This is a genomic window from Stenotrophomonas sp. CFBP 13725 (genome assembly GCF_014841935.1).
Classification (GTDB): Bacteria; Pseudomonadota; Gammaproteobacteria; order Xanthomonadales; family Xanthomonadaceae; genus Stenotrophomonas.
The window spans coordinates 294,036-309,529 of the sequence record NZ_JACYUV010000003.1; the positions used below are offsets into that span (position 1 = coordinate 294,036).

Here is a 15,494-nt window from a genome sequence, read left to right on the forward strand (position 1 = left end):
GGTAGCCGCACGGCATCGCGTTTCAGTGGCCCAAAAAGGTGGCGACCCCGCCGGCTGACCTCGGCGCCCGCGTCGATCGATACCGTTGCTGCCTTCCGGCCCTGGCGGGATTTTCGATCTAGCGTCGCGAGGGGCCGACGGGGCCGCCATAGAGACGTGGACAGCGGGAGTAGTGGCGCCGCGCGCCGAACCTCACCGGTCCTGGCTGCACATCGCAGAGCGACGGCAGGCGCGCATTCTAGCGCATGCGTTGGTGGGTTAGCCAGCACGCACGACGGGAAGTTTCCCTGTACTACGGCTGCGAGTCAGCTGATTTCCGGCGTTGCGCGCCGTGCCTACGCTGAACAAGGTGCCTGCGATTATGGCCGATACGAGAAGTATCGTATAAGGTGGTGTCTTGTGGGATTCAGCGAAGCCAAGCAACGGGTGCTCCGTGACCTGCAAGCTGGCAACTTCGTGCACGAAGTCCGCCGCAACATCAGCAGCAAGAATCTGCTGCTGACCGGGCGTATCGGCGCGTCGGATCTGGCAGGGATTCTCAGGCGGGCACGGGGACAGGACCACCGCAGCTCGCCCCATCACCGGGATGCAGGCATCGAGGTGCACGAGATCCTCGTCGAAGGCTGGTATGTAAAGTTCTACTTTCTTTCCGATACGACGTTCATCAGCGTCCACCGACAAGAGTCCATCAGGCCATGAAGCTTTATCGCGAAGGCGACCACAGTCAGGCTCTGTGTCATCGAGACGGTCGGGCCACCGCCACGTTTGGCTACCGGGACGTGCCCTTCTCTGATGGGCGTGCGATCGCGCGCGGCATCCTGGTCGGATCTTGCAACACGTGTGGCGATGTGATCCTCATCCCGGCACAGTCAACGCCGGCGGTGGCCAATGCGCGTTCGGCGCAGCAGTGCTCGTTTGAGGTCAATCTACCTTCAGTGTTCGTTGAACTTCTGGACGCCGCTGCCGCGCGTATAACGCCACTGGCGACACCTGACTTCCGCAAACGGCTGTTCTTTTTCTACGTCAACCGGTACGCGCACGGTCAGGAGACGTCAGCCGAGCTTGCGAAGCTGGCCAGACGGTCGGCAGAGGTGGGGGCGGGCGGGCCGGCCAAGCGCTTGTCGATGAAATTGAGTGCTTTCGCCAACGAGCGCATCGAGACCGTACTGCAGCGTTCCTCGTTGACCAGAACCGAACTGATCAAGTGCGTCGCGTTGAAGGTGGGCGACGAGATCGTCTTACCAGAACGGCCGAGGCATATAGGGCAGCTGACAGTGCTTGCCGACATCCTGTACGCCTGATCAGCGTGAATCCGTTGTAACCAAAGGAGGCTCCGTGTGGGCTGGCGATCCTGCCGTTGCTAGAATCATCGGCGGAGGAACGGCCTCCCTCGCACCGGGTTGAAATGTCCAGGACGGCCTGGCCCCTGCAAAGGAGGCCGCCATGGCCTGGATCTATCTTTTGTTCGCTGGTCTTCTCGAAATCGTCTGGGCCGTTTCGATGAAACAGTCCGAAGGCTTCAGCAAGCTCACCCCGACGCTCATCACCCTGGTCGGCATGATCGCCAGTTTCTGGTTGCTGGCCGTGGCCATGCGTACGTTGCCACTGGGTACCGCATACACGATCTGGACCGGCATCGGCGCTGTCGGTGCGTTCGTGATCGGTATCGTGTTTCTGGGTGAGCAGATGAGCGCGATGCGCATCGGCGCCGCCGTGCTGATCGTCTGCGGACTGGTGCTGATGAAACTGTCGAGCAACTGACAAGGCCGGGGTCAGGTCCGTTTCGTGTAACCGAAGGGATCTGGCCCCGACAGGCGTAGCGCGATCATGCGCCGCGCTTCACCACCGACAGGATCACCGACCGCAGCTCGTCTTTCGCCTGCGCCTCGCTGATGTCGCCATCCACCGCGGCCTGCGACAGCGTATCGGCCGCCCCGAGCACGGCCCACATGCCCGCAGAGGGCACCCCGTCCCTTCCAGCGAAGGGGGCGAAGATGCCTTCGCACTTCTCGATGAAGGCCTGCTGGTACCGGCGTTTCACCTCCAGCAATTCCGCGGATCCGCCCAACGCGGCTACCACCGCGGATATTTCGCGCCCTTGGGTGAGCACGCAGGCGACATAGCTGTCTGCCACCACGCGGGCCTTGTCCTGCAGCGTCGCACGCGCGGCATCAACCGCAGCATCGAAGACCATCGTCTGTCGCGCGTCGTAGTCCTCATACAGCGCCGCCAACAGACCGTTCCGCGTACCGAAGTGGTCGTACGCCACGGGTTTGGTCACGCCCGCAGCCTCGGCCAGGCGCCCCAGTGACAGGGCGTCGCTGCCTTCGTCGCTGATCAGCGCCCATGCAACGTCCAGCAGCTGCCGCGTGCGCTGCCCGCGTGGCAGGCGCTGGCGCGCAGGTGCTGCGGGTGCTGGATTCAACGGGGCAGGGTGCTTGGGCAATGCGTCAATCCTTGGGTGAAACGATGCGGCGCCCAATGTCGAAGGCGGTATCCAGATGCGCAGCGGGAAAGCCGGGATCCGACGCGAGCAGTCGGGTGGAGCTGATAACAGGGGCACCACAATAGTCGAAGATGCCGTGGTCGATCTGGGTCGTCATGGCGGTTGCGTAGCCATGGCGATCGATCATGCCCTGGTCCGCGCCGCCGTTGGCGACCAGATGCACCTGCAATCGCTGCAGCTTCTTGATGACCTTTCCCTCCGGGTTCTCTTCGTAGGCCCAGCCGTTGGAAAACACGCGATCGATCCAGCCCTTCAGCAAGCCCGGGAACGACCACCAGTAGATCGGGTAGACGATCACCAGCCTGTCCGCCCGGTCCAGGCGCGCGTGCTCATGGGCGATCTCCGGCGGGGCCGGCGCGCGCTTCTCGAAATAGGCGAGGTCGGCAGGCGAGAAGGCCGGATCGAATCCTTCGGCGGCCAGGTCGGCGATTTCGACGCTGTCTGCAGCGTCTGCGCTGGCGATGCCTTCCGCCACGCGCTCAGCGATGGCATGGGTGAGGGAATCGGGATTGGGGTGCGAGATCACGATGAGGGTGTGCATGGGCGTCCTGAGCGGTGGGTTACCATTAGTAACCTACTATCCGTAGGTAGTCGCCCGGACGCAACTACATGGATGGAACGCTGGCACCTCATCCCGTGCTGGTTCGTCGCCCGATGGGCCGGTAGCCCTGCCACTCCGGCTTCGGTGCCGTTCCAGACGGATTGGGAGTGAGGTGCACCTGTCTGCCGTTGAAATCGCTGAGCGCCAGGCAGTTGTCCACCTCCCGCAGATCATCCTTGTGCAGTTGGTCCGCGCCCTGCAGCAACTGCCTGCGTGCCTTCGCCTTCGCGCCGGCGGCGTCCGCTGCGACAAACAGGCCGAACTCGTGCAGCTCAGCCAGCGTGTCCTTGCGGTAACCGCCCATGTTGACGAAGAAGAGGGTGAGGCCGGACGGATCCGGGCCATCGGCCAGGCGCACGTCGAAACCGTCCGCCCAGGTGATGTCCACGTAGCCATCCAGATGCAGGCTGGAGGGGTCGCCGAACCATGCCTCGCGCAGCGCGGGATAGGCATCCTGCACGCGGGCGACTGCCGCGAACTGCACGTCGTGCAGCTCGATGTTGGCGCGGCCGGCCGTACCGCCGATGTAGAACTGGTAAAGGCGCGGAGGAAAGAGCGAGGCAGTCGGCATGGCAGGCAGTCGATGCGGGAGCGAGCAGCCAGCGTAGCAGTGCCATGGTGCGTCGATGCCTTCGCGTTCGCGTGATGCACATGCCGTGGGTCTTACCGTGGAAACACGAACTTCATCGACGAGGAGTACCCGATGCGAACTTCTGCAACTGCGTCTGTGCACGGCGGTGGCGCCCGCCTGGTCATCTGGTGTGGTGGCTTGGCCGTGGCGTCGGCGCTGAGCGCCTGCGGTGCGGGCGCACCGCCCGACAAGGGCGCGGCTTCATCGCCAGCGGAGTCCGTGGCGCCGGACGCAGATCAGCTTTCGCCCGCCGCCACGCCTGCAGCACAGCGACCGATGGACGAAGTGCCCAAGCAGAAGACCAATGCCGCAGGCGAGCGCGAATATCAGTTCAACAACGGCTGTGTGGTGGTTATCGAACCCAAGCGGGCCGTGGTGAAGAGCGAAGGTCCAGAGTGCGCATCGCATCACCGTGACATCGCCCTGCTGTACGCCGCCGGCGACTGACCCCCGGTGGTGCCGACATTAGTCGGCAGCACGTATCCCGGTAGCGCCGACCCATGGTCGGCGAGCGCAGCGGCCGCCCGTGCGCGCAAAGCGGCCGCGCGGGACAAATAAAAAGGGCCGCCCGATGGGCAGCCCTTTTCATTTGTCTGGCGGAGAGAGGGGGATTCGAACCCCCGAAGCGCGGTTTAGACGCTTACACACTTTCCAGGCGTGCTCCTTCAACCGCTCGGACACCTCTCCGGATTCCCCTGCGGAACGACAATGCCGTTGCAGGGGCCGCAGATTCTAGCTGGCTGCGCGGCTGGACACAAGCACCTTCGGTGGCAGGCGGGGGGACTGGACAGGCGTGGCACAATGGACGTCCTGATGAAGACGGTGGCCTGATGTCCTATCTCGTCCTTGCCCGCAAGTGGCGTCCGAAGCGGTTTGCCGAGCTGGTGGGCCAGGAACACGTGGTCCGCGCGCTGACCAATGCGCTGGACAGCGGCCGCGTGCACCATGCTTTCCTGTTTACCGGTACCCGCGGCGTGGGCAAGACCACCATCGCGCGTATTTTTGCCAAGTCGCTGAACTGCGAACAGGGCACCAGCGCGGATCCGTGTGGTCAGTGCCCGTCGTGCCTGGATATCGATTCGGGCCGTTACATCGACCTGCTGGAAATCGATGCGGCGTCCAACACCGGCGTGGACGATGTCCGCGAGGTGATCGAGAACGCGCAGTACATGCCGTCGCGCGGCAAGTACAAGGTCTACCTGATCGACGAAGTGCACATGCTGTCCAAGGCGGCCTTCAATGCGCTGCTGAAGACGCTGGAAGAACCGCCGGAGCACGTGAAGTTCCTGCTGGCCACCACCGATCCGCAGAAGCTGCCGGTGACCGTGCTCAGCCGCTGCCTGCAGTTCAACCTCAAGCGCCTGGACGAAGATCAGATCCAAGGGCAGATGACCCGCATCCTGGCGGCCGAGGACATCGAAGCCGACGAGAGCGCGCTGGTGCAACTGTCCAAGGCCGCCGATGGCAGCCTGCGTGACGGCCTGTCCCTGCTCGACCAGGCCATCGCCTACGCCGGCGGTGCGCTGCGCGAAGACGTGGTGCGCACCATGCTGGGGACGGTTGATCGCACCCAGGTCGCGGCCATGCTGGAAGCGCTGGCCGACGGCGATGGTCAGCGCCTGCTCAAGGTCGTGGCGGCGCTGGCGGAGTTTTCGCCGGACTGGAGTGGCGTGCTGGAAGCGCTGGCCGAGGCGCTGCATCGCATACAGGTGCAGCAGCTGGTGCCGGGCGCGATCGCCGCCGACGGTCTGGACCTTGCCCGTTTCGCGGACAGTGTGCGGCCGGAAGTGGTGCAGCTCTGGTACCAGATGGCGCTCAATGGCCGCCGTGACCTGTCGCTGGCGCCGAGCCCGCGCGCGGGCTTTGAAATGGCCGTGCTGCGCATGCTGGCCTTCCGTCCGGCCGCTGCGGTGCCGCCGGTGCCGCGTACGCCGGAAGGGGGCGAGGGCGCGCAGCCGGGTGGCTCGTCAGGGTCGGGGGTGAATCCGGGGCCGACGGGTATCGCGGCCGCGTCCGCGGCCGCCGAGCAGGACGCGCCACAACCGAAGCAAACGGCCCCCGCGGCCGTGAAGCAGGCAGCGCCGGACCCCAAACCGGTGCAGGAACCACCGCCGGTGGAAGATCCGCCGCCGGCACCGCCCGTGCCGGTGGAAGAGCCGCCGCCGTCGTCCCCGGATGATGCCGATCTGCCGCCGTGGCAGGTGCAGGCAGCCGAGGGCGATGATGAGCGTGATGCCGCCCTGGCGGCTGAAATGGCCGGCCCGGACGCCGCCATGGTGGCGCCGTGGCAGCCGCCGGCAGAGCCAGCCCCCGCGCTGGCCACGCCGTTCCAGGCCGAAGGCATCGCCATCGCGCCGGTCGCGGCCAAGAAGGCGGATGCTCCGTCTGCAGCCGGCGAGCTGTCAGCGCTGGCGTGCGCCGAAGACTGGCTGGAACTGGTGGCTGGCAGCGGCCTGAGTGGTCCCTCGCGGCAGCTCGCCGCCAATGCGGCCTTCATCAGTTTCCAGCATGGGGTCTTGAAACTGGGCTTGTCGCCCGGATTTGAATACCTGAGTTCCGAGCGCGCCTTGGGTGCGCTGTCGGAGATGCTGGGCAAGGCGCTGGGTTCGCCGCCGAAGATCGTGGTCGATACCACGCAGGCGTCGGCCGAGACCCTGCACCAGCGCTCGGACCGTCAGCGTGGCGAACGCCAGCAGGCGGCCGAGGCGTTTTTCATGGCCGATCCGGAAGTACAGGTGCTGATCCAACAGCACGGTGCGCGGCTCGTGTCCGAATCCATCCGTCCCTTTGAAGAGTAAAGAACCATGCGCGGCAATATCGCCCAGATGATGCAGCAGGCCCAGAAGATGCAGGAGAACCTGCAGAAGGCCCAGGAAGAAATCGCCAAGCTTGAAGTCACCGGTGCGGCCGGTGGCGGCATGGTCAGCGTCACCCTGACCGGTGCCAAGGAGTGCCGCAAGGTGCGTATCGATCCGTCGCTGCTGGGCGACCAGGAAATGCTGGAAGACCTGGTGGCGGCTGCGTTCAACGACGCCTCCAACAAGGTCGATGCGGAGTCCAAGACGCGCATGGGTTCGGCCACGGCCGGCATGCAGTTGCCGCCGGGCATGAAGCTGCCGTTCTGAGCAGCGGCTCCATCACCTGCAGCGGGCCGTCGGCCCGCTCCATCGAAGCGCGACCATGACCGCCCCCCTGCTTGAACAGTTGATCGATGCACTGCGTGTGCTGCCGGGCGTGGGCCAGAAGACGGCCCAGCGCATGGCGTACCACCTGCTGGAGCGCGAGCGCGAGGGCGGCGAGAAGCTGTCGGCGATCCTGGCCCAGGCGATGGAGCGCATCGGCCACTGTGCGCAGTGCCGGGACTTCAGCGAAACCGAACTGTGCGCGACCTGCGCCAACAGCAGCCGTGATCGTGGCCAGTTGTGCGTGGTGGAGTCACCCGCCGATCGCCTGGCCATCGAGACCGCAACCGGTTTCCGTGGCGTGTACTACGTGCTGCAGGGGCGCTTGTCGCCGCTTGATGGCATCGGCCCGCGCGAGCTGGGGCTGGAGCAGTTGGACCAGCGCCTGGCGCAGGGCGAAATCGGCGAGATGATCATCGCCACCAGTGCCACCGTGGAAGGCGAAGCGACCGCGCATTATCTCGCGCAGTTGGCGCGTGCACGCACCGTGCGCCCCAGCCGCTTGGCGCAGGGCCTGCCACTGGGCGGTGAGCTGGAGTTCGTCGATCGCGGCACGTTGTCGCATGCGTTCGGTACGCGCAGCGAAGTGCGGGAATAACCATCATCGAGGCAGCCATGAGCAACGAAACGCTTTTCAGCAAGATCATCCGCCGCGAAATCCCTGCCACCATCGTCTATGAAGACGACGAGGTCCTGGGCTTCAACGACATCGCCCCGCAGGCGCCGGTGCATGTGCTCTTCATTCCCAAGCAGCACATCATCCCCACCCTGGATGACCTTCAGCCTGAGCAGGCCCACCTGATCGGCAAGCTGGCGTTGGCGGCCGCCTCGTATGCGCGTGACCAGGGGCTGGCGCAGGATGGCTACCGTATCGTCATTAACTGCCGCGAGAACGCGGGCCAGACCGTCTTCCACATCCACCTGCACCTGCTGGCCGGTGCGCCACTGGGTCACTTCGGCGCGCCCGGAAAGTAAGTACGCCGTGTACGAAAAAGCCGCCCGAAGGCGGCTTTCTGGTCAGCAACAAAACGGCAGGTGGCTTACCACCAGCCGTAACGGCCATAGCCCCACGGGCCCCATGCCGGACCCGGACCCCACGGTCCATACGGGTAGGGCACCACGTCCACCTGACGCTGCACCGGCCACAGATAGATCACGTCGGCGGCGAGCTTGGGCAGGCGGTAGTCGTACTCTCCGATCTTGACGCTCTCGAAGCCGTCCACGCGGCCGATGAAGGTCACATCGCGGCCCTCTTCGAACACGGCCGGATCGTAGAAGCCGGCACGACAGGCCACGAACCGGCCATCGCTGGCGTCGGTCGAGGTGGAGGTCGGGCGGCCACTGGCGGTCAGCGGGCGCGAGATGATCTGGAAGCAGGTCTGGCCCTGCACCGGCATCGTCTCGATGATGCGGCCACCCCAGCGCACCGGCGCACCGACCTGCTGGGTCGATACCGAGTCACGGGGCGTGACGGGGTTGAACTGGCCCTGCAGCGGCTTGGGCGCCGTTGCGCAGGCGGCCAGTACAAGCGAAGCCGCCAAGGGAAGCAGAAGTTTCAGGTTCATGGTGTGGCTCCGGAAGTCGGACGATGCCTTCGCAGGTCGACCAATAATGAGGCGTGGTCGACGTGAGTGCCAGCGTAGCGCGCGTCGACGAAACGCTGGCTGAGCGCCAGCAGTGCAGGGTCGCTCCGTTGGGCGTGAACGCGGCGTGCCCAGTCCATGGCAGGCTCGGCCGGTTCGCGTCCCAGGCCGCGCCGCGTGTACCGCCGCCCAAGGCGATGCCACGCGCGCAGCAGGGGGTCACGCTCGCGTTCGCCGCGTGCCAGCACCCACGCCATGGCACCGACGGCGAGCAACGCGATGACCACGAAGCCGATGATCAGTTGCCCCGGCTTCAGGTCCGGCATGCCGAAGGTGCGCAGCAGGTGCTGCTGGCGGTTGGCATCGAAGGACAGCACCAGGTCGTTCCAGCCACGCCGCAGCCAGTCCAGGGCTTGTCCGGTCTGCAGCCACGCCCCCTGCACGCCGCCCGGATTGGCGCCCAGGCGATCGTCCAAGGTGTCGTAGATGCGCTCTGGTGCCACCGCAGCGGTGGGGTCCACACGCACCCAGCCGCGCCCCGCCAGCCACACTTCGGCCCACGCGTGAGCGTCCATGCGGCGCACCACCCAGTAGTCGCCGATGGGATTGCGCACGCCGCCGGCAAAGCCGGTGACCACGCGTGCCGGCACCCCTGCATTGCGCATCAACACCACGAAGGCAGAGCTGAAGTGTTCACAAAATCCCACCTTCTGGTCGAACAGAAATTCGTCCACGGCGTTGCGGCCCGGCAGCGGGGTTTCCAGCGAGTACGCAAACTCGGCGCGTATCCACTCCAGGCTGCGGCGCACCAGTGCGGCGTCATCGGTGCCGGCCTGCGCGCGCCATTGCCTTGCCAGTGCGGCGGTGCGCGGGTTGAAGTCGGCAGGCAACTGCAGGGCCAGTTCGCGCTGGATCGGTGACAGGTCGCCGGCAAATACCTGCGGAGGGGCGGACTGCAGCGTCCATCGGGTCAATGCGCTCAGCGGGCGGTCGCTGATCAGGCTGTAGTCCGCTGTCAGCCGGCTGCCTTCAGGGGCTGCGCCGGGCAGATCCAGCGCGACCAGCTGCCGGCGGTCGGTGGGTTCGTAATCGATGGTGTAGTCCCAGCGCTGCGCACCGGGCTGTACCGCTGCCGGCGGGGCCTGTTCCAGGCCGCGATCGCGCTGCCAGCGGCGCCCGTCGAAACGGCTCAGCACGGGGCCGCGCCAGTAGCGCTGTTCGGCCGCCGGCACCGGCCCGCGGAACTGCGCGCGCAGGGCGGGGGTGTCGTCGGCCATCAGATCCAGCCATTGCCCGGGTTCCATGCTGTCGGACAGGCCGGGTCGGGCGACCGCCCGCTCGGGCAGACCCCACAACGGCTGCGACAGCCGCGGGAACAGCCAGAACGTGGCCATCGCCAGCGGCAGGCCGATCAGCAACAGACGCATCACGCCGCGCAGTTGCGTGCGCAGGGCCGGTGGCGGTGCATGTCCTTCGGCCTGTGCCAAGCGCTGCAGGGCCAGCAGAGCGCAGGTGCCGGCCAGTACCGCCAGCACGGTGGTGATCGGTCCCTGGTCCAGCAGGAAGGCGGCGAACGGCGCGAACAAGGCGAAGCCGAGCAGGCTGCGGGCATCACGCAGCGTGCGCAGTTCGCTGGATTTGATCGCCAGCATGGCCGCCAGCAGCGCGCAGCCGGTATCGCGTCCAGGCCGCATGCCCATCTGCGCATAGATCAACGCCAGCATCGCCACCACCAGCAGCAATCGCACGGGCACCGGTAGCAGGCCACGACGCGACACCAGCGCGGTCAGCACGGCCGTGCCGGCAATGGCCGACGCCAGCAGCGTGGGCAACTGCAACAACAGCGGAAGCAAGGCCAGCGCGGTGCTGGCCAATGCCCAGCCGCGTGCGTGGCGATCCAGCAAAGAGGCAGGTTCAGTCATGAGGCAGCAGCGCCAGCGCGCGCAGGCAGAGGTGATGATGGGGCGCGCCCTGGGCCGGACCCAGCGGCGGTTGCCCCGGCAGCTTCAAGGTGTAGCGCCGTCCCTGGCGTTCGGCCAGGTCGACCCAGCGCGCCAGACGGGCAACACGTTGTTCTGTGCCCAGTCCCTGCAGGTGACGCCAGTCCAGTACGGCATCGATCCCTACCGGTTTTTCGTACTCGCGCACCAGCAGCGTGTCGCGGCGCGCGGAATGCTTCCAGGAAATGCTGCGGCGAGGATCCCCTGCGCGATACGGACGCAACTGATGCAGCTCTTCGCCGGCGGCGTCCATGCGGCTGTGCAGCGGGTCGCTGCCCTGTTCGGGTAGTCCCGGTCCCTGCGTTTCCGCTTGTGGATACACCAGCAATGGCTGGTCCGGCCAGAACCATGCCCATGCGCGTACCAGGCCGAGCGGCTGCGTGGTGGACAGGCGGATGCGCTCCAGGTCCAGCCAACCGCGCTGTTCGGTAGGCAGGTCGAGCGTGGCTTCCACGCGGCCGGTGGCCGGCAGCGTGACCCAGCTGCGGGCATCACCATGATCCAGCTGCAGGCCAGGGCGGTTGCGCTGTTCGCGCTGCGACAAGGCCAGCCGCAGCCGCAGGGGATGGCCGGCGGGCACCGGCTCGGCGGCCACCGCATCCAGGCTTACCCCGGAGAGCGCAAGGTGGGCGCTGATCGTGCTGGCTACTGCCGCGCCGGACAACAGCAGGGCCAGCAGCAATGCAGGATTGTTGTTGTAGTTCAGCGCCCCCAGCAGCATCGCCAACAGCAGCGCCGCGACGAACAGCCCGAACCGCGTGGGCAGCACGTAGATGCGCCGCCGATGCAGTCGCTGTGGCAGGGTTTCAGTTTGACGCGGCTGGGCAAGCGCCAGCAGACGCTGCCGACGCGAAGGCGCAGGCGCGTTCAATCCACCGGCACCGTCTGCAGAATGGCGCGTGCGAGCGCAGGACCGGCGGAGGATTCCGCTTCGCCTACCAGGCGATGGCCGGCGACCCCAATGAACAGCGTCTGCACATCTTCGGGCACCACGTGCGCACGTCCCAGCAGCAAGGCATGGGCCTTGGCCGCGCGCAACAGGGCCAGCCCGGCACGCGGCGACAGGCCCACGCGCACGCCGGCATGTTGGCGGCTGCGGGTCAGCAGGGCCTGCACGTAATCCACCAGCGCATCGCTGACGTGGACCTGCAGCACGGCATCGCGCAACTGCCGTACCTGGTTGTCGTCCAGCTTCGGGGTGGCGCGCGCGATCAACTCGCGTCGGTCCACGCCACGCAGCAGCTCGCGTTCGGCATCCACGTTCGGATAGCCCATCGCCAGCCGCAGCAGGAAACGGTCCAGCTGCGAATCCGGCAGCGGGAAGGTGCCCGAGAGGTCCACCGGGTTCTGCGTGGCGATCACGAAGAACGGGTCGGGCAGGGCATGGGTCTGCCCGTCCAGCGTCACCTGCTGCTCGGCCATCGCTTCCAGCAGGGCGCTCTGCGTACGGGGCGGGGCGCGGTTGATTTCATCGGCCAGCAGCACGTGGGTGAACACCGGCCCGGGATGGAAGGCGAACTCGCGGCTTCCGGGATCGAGGATCGACACGCCCAGCACATCGGCAGGCAGCAGGTCGGAAGTGAACTGCACGCGCTGGAAACCGAGCCCCAGACTGGATGCCAGGGCGTGGGCGAGGGTGGTCTTGCCCAGGCCGGGCAGGTCCTCGATCAGCAGGTGCCCGCCGGACAGCAGCGCCACGAAGGCCAGCCGTACCTCATGGGCCTTGCCCAGCACCAGCGAATTGACCTGCTCTTGCGCAGCATGCAGGGCCTGAAGCAGTTCATCGGTTAGCATGCGGGACACGCGGGGCGAAGATTCCATCGTCGTCTCTGGCTCGGTCTTCCTTCGATTCTATAGAGCAATGCAGGGCGAACAACGCGCACGCACGATATTTCTGTGGTTATGGACGCTGATCACGGCTGTGAAGCTGGTCGTGGCGGCGCGTCTGCCGTTGTTCGTGGACGAAGCGTTTTATTGGCAGGAAGGTCAGCATCTGGCCGCTGCGTATTCCGATCTGCCCGGGCTCACCGCATGGTTGGCGCGGGTAGGCGTGGAGATCGGTGGCCATCACGTGCTGGCGCTGCGGCTGCCGTTCCTGGCCATCGGCGCCTGGCTGCCGTGGGCGGTCTCGCGCATTGCCACGCGCTGGTTCGGCAATGTCGCCGGCTGGCAGGCAGGCAGCCTGACGCTGCTGATGCCGCTGTCGGCCACGTTGGGCATGCTGGCGGTGCCGGACGTGCCCATGGCGATGGCGGCGGTGTTGTGCCTGGGTGCCGGTGCGCGCCTGCTGCGCCAGGTTGACGCCGGCGCGGCGGTACGTCTGGCGCTCGGCTTGCTGATCGGCGCGTTGAGTCATTACCGCTTCATCGGCGTGATCGCGGTGGGCTTCGTTGCGCTGTTGTTGATGCCGCAGGGCCGCCGCATGCTGCGCGATCCGCGCATCTGGGTGGCACTGGCGGTGGGCGTGCTCGCATGGCTGCCGTTGCTGGCGTGGAATGCAGACAACCACGAGGCCGGCCTGAAATTCCAGGTGGTGGATCGCCATCCCTGGGATTTCCAGTGGTCGGGGCTGTGGTTCCTGTTGATCCAGCCCATGCTGGTCACCCCGTTGCTGTGCATCGCGATGTGGAAAGTGGCCGTGGCCGGCACCCGCGCAGGCGACGGCGCGCGCGCGCAGTGGCGCTATTTCGGCCTGGTGGGCGGGGTGTCCACGCTGGCGATCTTCGTGCTGGGCTTCTTCACCGACGTGGAGCGCATCAGCTTCCACTGGCCGCTGCCGGGGTACCTGGCGCTGCTGGTGGCCGTGCCGGTCGTACTCAACGGTTGGCCGCGCTGGCTGCGCCGTACCGCCTGGTGGACCGCAGGCGTCGGTCTGGCATTGGCCTTCAGTTACTACCTGATGGTGTCCTCACCGGCGCTGCGCGAGCAGCTTGCCGGCTACAAGTATTACCCGCGCAACTTCGCCGGCTGGGAACCGCTGGCCGCGGCAGTGCGCGATGAACTGAAACAGATGCCGCCGGAGACCAAGGTGCTGGCCGGTAACTTCAAGGTCGGCGCGGAACTGGGCTTCCAGCTGGGCAATGCGGAGATCGAGGTGCTGCCGCACCCGTTGAACGACAAGCACGGCCGGAGTGTGCAGCTGGGACTGTGGGGCCTGTTGCATGAGGGTCGGCGCGATGGCCCGCGCTTGCTGGTGCTGTCGCCCAGCGACCAGCGTTACCGCGAACTGTTGGACCGCTACCACGCCATCTGCACGCAGGTCGGCCCCTTGCCGCCGCCTCGCGTGGTCAGCAACGATCACGGTTTCCAGCGTTTCCTGCTGTTCCGCTTGCCGCCGCAGCGCGACGAGCGGCCGTGCGTGACCCCCGCGATGGCGTGGTTCGATACGCCGTCCTCGGGCGACCGCGTGGATGCACAGATGCCGGTTAAGGGATGGGCATTCAAGGACGGGGTGGGGCTGTCGCGCGTGGAAGTGCTGGTGGATGGCCGCTACGTTACGGACGCGGTGTACGGGCGCACGTTCGATATCCGTCCGGCCTGGCCGCAGTCGACCGATCCGCAGCATCCGCAGGTGGGCTTCGACGCGCGCATCGACACCACCACGCTGGCACCCGGCCGGCACTGGCTGGGCCTGCGGCTGCACGGTCACGACGGCAGCGTGGAGACGTGGCAGGAACAGCCGTTCGTGGTGCCTGTGCGGTAACGCGACAGCTGCCGGGATTCCGGTAGGTGAGGCCGGGCTTGGGCGCTCAGGGAGCGGCGAAGCCGGCCTGCCGCAGCAGCCCGCACAGTGCGATCAGCGGTAGTCCGACCAACGCGGTGGGGTCGCGGTTCTCGATTGCGTCGAACAGGGCGATCCCCAGACCCTCGCACTTGAAGCTGCCGGCGCAGTCGAGCGGCTGTTCGGCGTCCACGTAGCGCGCGATCTCCGCCGCCTGCAGATCGCGGAAGCGCACGCTGGTGGTGTCCACTGCGTGCAATTGCTCCGCATTACGCATCAGGCAGATCGCGGTGTGGAAGTGCACCATCTTGCCGGACATGGCCGCCAACTGCGCCTGCGCGGCCGGCACACTGCCGGGCTTGCCCAATGGATGGCCGTCCAGATCGGCGACCTGGTCCGATCCGATCACCCAGGCGCCCGGGTACCGCTTGGCGACCTCCGCTGCCTTGGCTGCCGCCAGCCGCACCGCCAGCGCACGTGGAGGCTCGCCAGCCAGCGGCGATTCATCCACGTCGGGCCGTACGCAGTCGAAGGGCAGGGCCAGCCGTTGCAGCAGCGCGCGGCGGTAGGGGGACGTAGAAGCCAGCAGCAGGGTGCTCATGCGGCATGATGACAGTCTGGGCGGGCCAGTCTGGCCCCTGCGCGGCCCCTGCGACAACCCTGAAGTCATCGGCATTTGACAGGGGCGGCGGCGATCCTTAACATTCAGCGGCTTATGTCCGCGAACGTGCCCGAAACGCTGGATGCTTGGCGGATGGTCGCAGCGCGAAGGCGCTTCGACGGCCAAGTCGATCTGGCTCAGTTCACCCGCCTGCAAGGCCTCGTTGCCGATGCGGAAGGTCAGTGCACGTTTGCGCTGGAATTCTCGCACGACGACATCCTGCGGGTATCCTATGTGGAATTGACCATCGATACCGAGCTGCCGCTGATCTGTCAGCGCAGCCTGCAGCGTTTCCTGCTGCCGGTGAAGCTGGTGCAGAAGATCGGCCTGATCCGCGAGGAAGACGAGGAATCGTCGCTTCCGGAAGACTTCGAGGCTTTGCTGGTGCCGGTAGATGGCCAGTTGGCACCGTTGGAGCTGGTCGAGGATGAGTTGGTGTTGGCGGTTCCGGTCGTAGCCCTCTCGCCCGATGGCGAAGCAGTCGAGCGCGAATGGGCACCGACGAAGGAAGAAACGGACAAGGTCAACCCGTTCGCGGCGCTGGCCTCTCTGAAGAAAAAAGATCCGTGATGTCGAGTTCGCTCGACTGACGAATTTGCAGCCGGGTAT

At 66.4% G+C, this 15,494-nt stretch carries 18 protein-coding genes, 1 tRNA gene and 1 other RNA gene; 10 read left to right on the forward strand and 10 right to left on the reverse strand.

Annotated elements, in window-relative coordinates; translation table 11 throughout:
• Positions 1-44: 44 nt before the first annotated feature.
• Positions 45-141, reverse strand: an RNA gene (gene ffs, locus IFT65_RS07350) — signal recognition particle sRNA small type.
• 258 nt (positions 142-399) lie between these two features.
• Between ffs and IFT65_RS07355 the strand changes: the two genes are divergently transcribed.
• The 3 genes from IFT65_RS07355 (at position 400) to IFT65_RS07365 (ending at position 1,761) form a co-directional block, all read left to right on the forward strand.
• Entirely contained in the window at positions 400-699 is a 300-nt protein-coding gene (locus IFT65_RS07355) for a hypothetical protein (protein WP_192080922.1), read from the forward strand.
• On the forward strand, positions 696-1,301 hold the full coding sequence (locus tag IFT65_RS07360; protein ID WP_192080923.1) for a hypothetical protein: 606 nt from the start codon (positions 696-698) through the stop codon (positions 1,299-1,301). The genes IFT65_RS07355 and IFT65_RS07360 overlap by 4 nt, the downstream gene beginning before the upstream one ends.
• 142 nt (positions 1,302-1,443) lie before the next feature.
• Positions 1,444-1,761 (forward strand): multidrug efflux SMR transporter, encoded by a 318-nt coding sequence (locus tag IFT65_RS07365; RefSeq protein ID WP_192080924.1) that lies wholly within the window; start codon positions 1,444-1,446, stop codon positions 1,759-1,761.
• Between the two features lie 64 nt (positions 1,762-1,825).
• Here IFT65_RS07365 and IFT65_RS07370 read toward each other — a convergent pair whose 3' ends face one another.
• The 3 genes from IFT65_RS07370 to IFT65_RS07380 form a co-directional block, all read right to left on the reverse strand.
• A complete protein-coding gene (locus IFT65_RS07370; RefSeq protein WP_249405078.1) occupies positions 1,826-2,446 on the reverse strand; it encodes a TetR/AcrR family transcriptional regulator in 621 nt (206 codons plus the stop codon).
• Positions 2,447-2,450: 4 nt separating this feature from the next.
• Positions 2,451-3,047, reverse strand: a complete 597-nt coding sequence (locus IFT65_RS07375) for an NAD(P)H-dependent oxidoreductase (protein ID WP_192080925.1) — start codon at positions 3,045-3,047, stop codon at positions 2,451-2,453.
• Between the two features lie 88 nt (positions 3,048-3,135).
• Positions 3,136-3,678, reverse strand: coding sequence for a DUF1543 domain-containing protein (locus tag IFT65_RS07380; RefSeq protein ID WP_192080926.1), 543 nt, complete (start codon positions 3,676-3,678; stop codon positions 3,136-3,138).
• Between the two features lie 132 nt (positions 3,679-3,810).
• Between IFT65_RS07380 and IFT65_RS07385 the strand changes: the two genes are divergently transcribed.
• A complete protein-coding gene (locus tag IFT65_RS07385) occupies positions 3,811-4,185 on the forward strand; it encodes a hypothetical protein (protein ID WP_192081067.1) in 375 nt (124 codons plus the stop codon).
• Between the two features lie 147 nt (positions 4,186-4,332).
• Here the strand turns inward: IFT65_RS07385 and IFT65_RS07390 are convergent.
• A tRNA-Ser gene (locus IFT65_RS07390) sits at positions 4,333-4,425 on the reverse strand.
• Positions 4,426-4,568: 143 nt separating this feature from the next.
• On the opposite strand from IFT65_RS07390, the gene dnaX reads away from it, so the two are divergent.
• Genes dnaX through IFT65_RS07410 form a run of 4 tightly spaced genes read left to right on the forward strand, consistent with a single transcriptional unit; the run spans position 4,569 to position 7,895 of the window.
• On the forward strand, positions 4,569-6,536 hold the full coding sequence (gene dnaX / locus IFT65_RS07395) for a DNA polymerase III subunit gamma/tau (RefSeq protein WP_192080927.1): 1,968 nt from the start codon (positions 4,569-4,571) through the stop codon (positions 6,534-6,536).
• A 6-nt stretch (positions 6,537-6,542) separates the two neighbouring features.
• Positions 6,543-6,863 (forward strand): YbaB/EbfC family nucleoid-associated protein, encoded by a 321-nt coding sequence (locus tag IFT65_RS07400; RefSeq protein WP_192080928.1) that lies wholly within the window; start codon positions 6,543-6,545, stop codon positions 6,861-6,863.
• 55 nt (positions 6,864-6,918) lie between these two features.
• Positions 6,919-7,518: a recombination mediator RecR gene (gene recR / locus IFT65_RS07405; RefSeq protein ID WP_192080929.1), complete on the forward strand. Its 600-nt coding sequence runs from the start codon at positions 6,919-6,921 to the stop codon at positions 7,516-7,518.
• A 17-nt stretch (positions 7,519-7,535) separates the two neighbouring features.
• A complete protein-coding gene (locus IFT65_RS07410; protein ID WP_192080930.1) occupies positions 7,536-7,895 on the forward strand; it encodes a histidine triad nucleotide-binding protein in 360 nt (119 codons plus the stop codon).
• A 65-nt stretch (positions 7,896-7,960) separates the two neighbouring features.
• Here the strand turns inward: IFT65_RS07410 and IFT65_RS07415 are convergent, their stop codons facing one another.
• From IFT65_RS07415 to IFT65_RS07430, 4 genes are read right to left on the reverse strand one after another with little or no spacing between them, the layout of a single operon-like run.
• Positions 7,961-8,485 carry a Slp family lipoprotein gene (locus IFT65_RS07415; protein ID WP_188324847.1) on the reverse strand — a complete coding sequence of 175 codons (525 nt, stop codon included), beginning with the start codon at positions 8,483-8,485 and terminating at the stop codon, positions 7,961-7,963.
• Positions 8,482-10,425 (reverse strand): DUF3488 and transglutaminase-like domain-containing protein, encoded by a 1,944-nt coding sequence (locus IFT65_RS07420; protein WP_192080931.1) that lies wholly within the window; start codon positions 10,423-10,425, stop codon positions 8,482-8,484. Before IFT65_RS07420 ends, IFT65_RS07415 begins: the two co-directional genes overlap by 4 nt.
• Positions 10,418-11,374, reverse strand: coding sequence for a DUF58 domain-containing protein (locus tag IFT65_RS07425; protein WP_249405079.1), 957 nt, complete (start codon positions 11,372-11,374; stop codon positions 10,418-10,420). Before IFT65_RS07425 ends, IFT65_RS07420 begins: the two co-directional genes overlap by 8 nt.
• A complete protein-coding gene (locus IFT65_RS07430; protein WP_192081056.1) occupies positions 11,371-12,297 on the reverse strand; it encodes a MoxR family ATPase in 927 nt (308 codons plus the stop codon). Before IFT65_RS07430 ends, IFT65_RS07425 begins: the two co-directional genes overlap by 4 nt.
• Before the next feature lie 67 nt (positions 12,298-12,364).
• Between IFT65_RS07430 and IFT65_RS07435 the strand changes: the two genes are divergently transcribed.
• Positions 12,365-14,206 (forward strand): glycosyltransferase family 39 protein, encoded by a 1,842-nt coding sequence (locus tag IFT65_RS07435; RefSeq protein WP_192081057.1) that lies wholly within the window; start codon positions 12,365-12,367, stop codon positions 14,204-14,206.
• A 46-nt stretch (positions 14,207-14,252) separates the two neighbouring features.
• Here the strand turns inward: IFT65_RS07435 and IFT65_RS07440 are convergent, their stop codons facing one another.
• Complete coding sequence (locus IFT65_RS07440; protein WP_192080932.1) at positions 14,253-14,825, reverse strand: Maf family nucleotide pyrophosphatase; 573 nt, start codon at positions 14,823-14,825, stop codon at positions 14,253-14,255.
• A gap of 114 nt (positions 14,826-14,939) precedes the next feature.
• Here IFT65_RS07440 and IFT65_RS07445 point away from each other — a divergent pair, with 114 nt between their 5' ends.
• Positions 14,940-15,455 (forward strand): YceD family protein, encoded by a 516-nt coding sequence (locus IFT65_RS07445; protein ID WP_188327348.1) that lies wholly within the window; start codon positions 14,940-14,942, stop codon positions 15,453-15,455.
• The last annotated feature ends 39 nt before the right edge of the window (positions 15,456-15,494 follow it).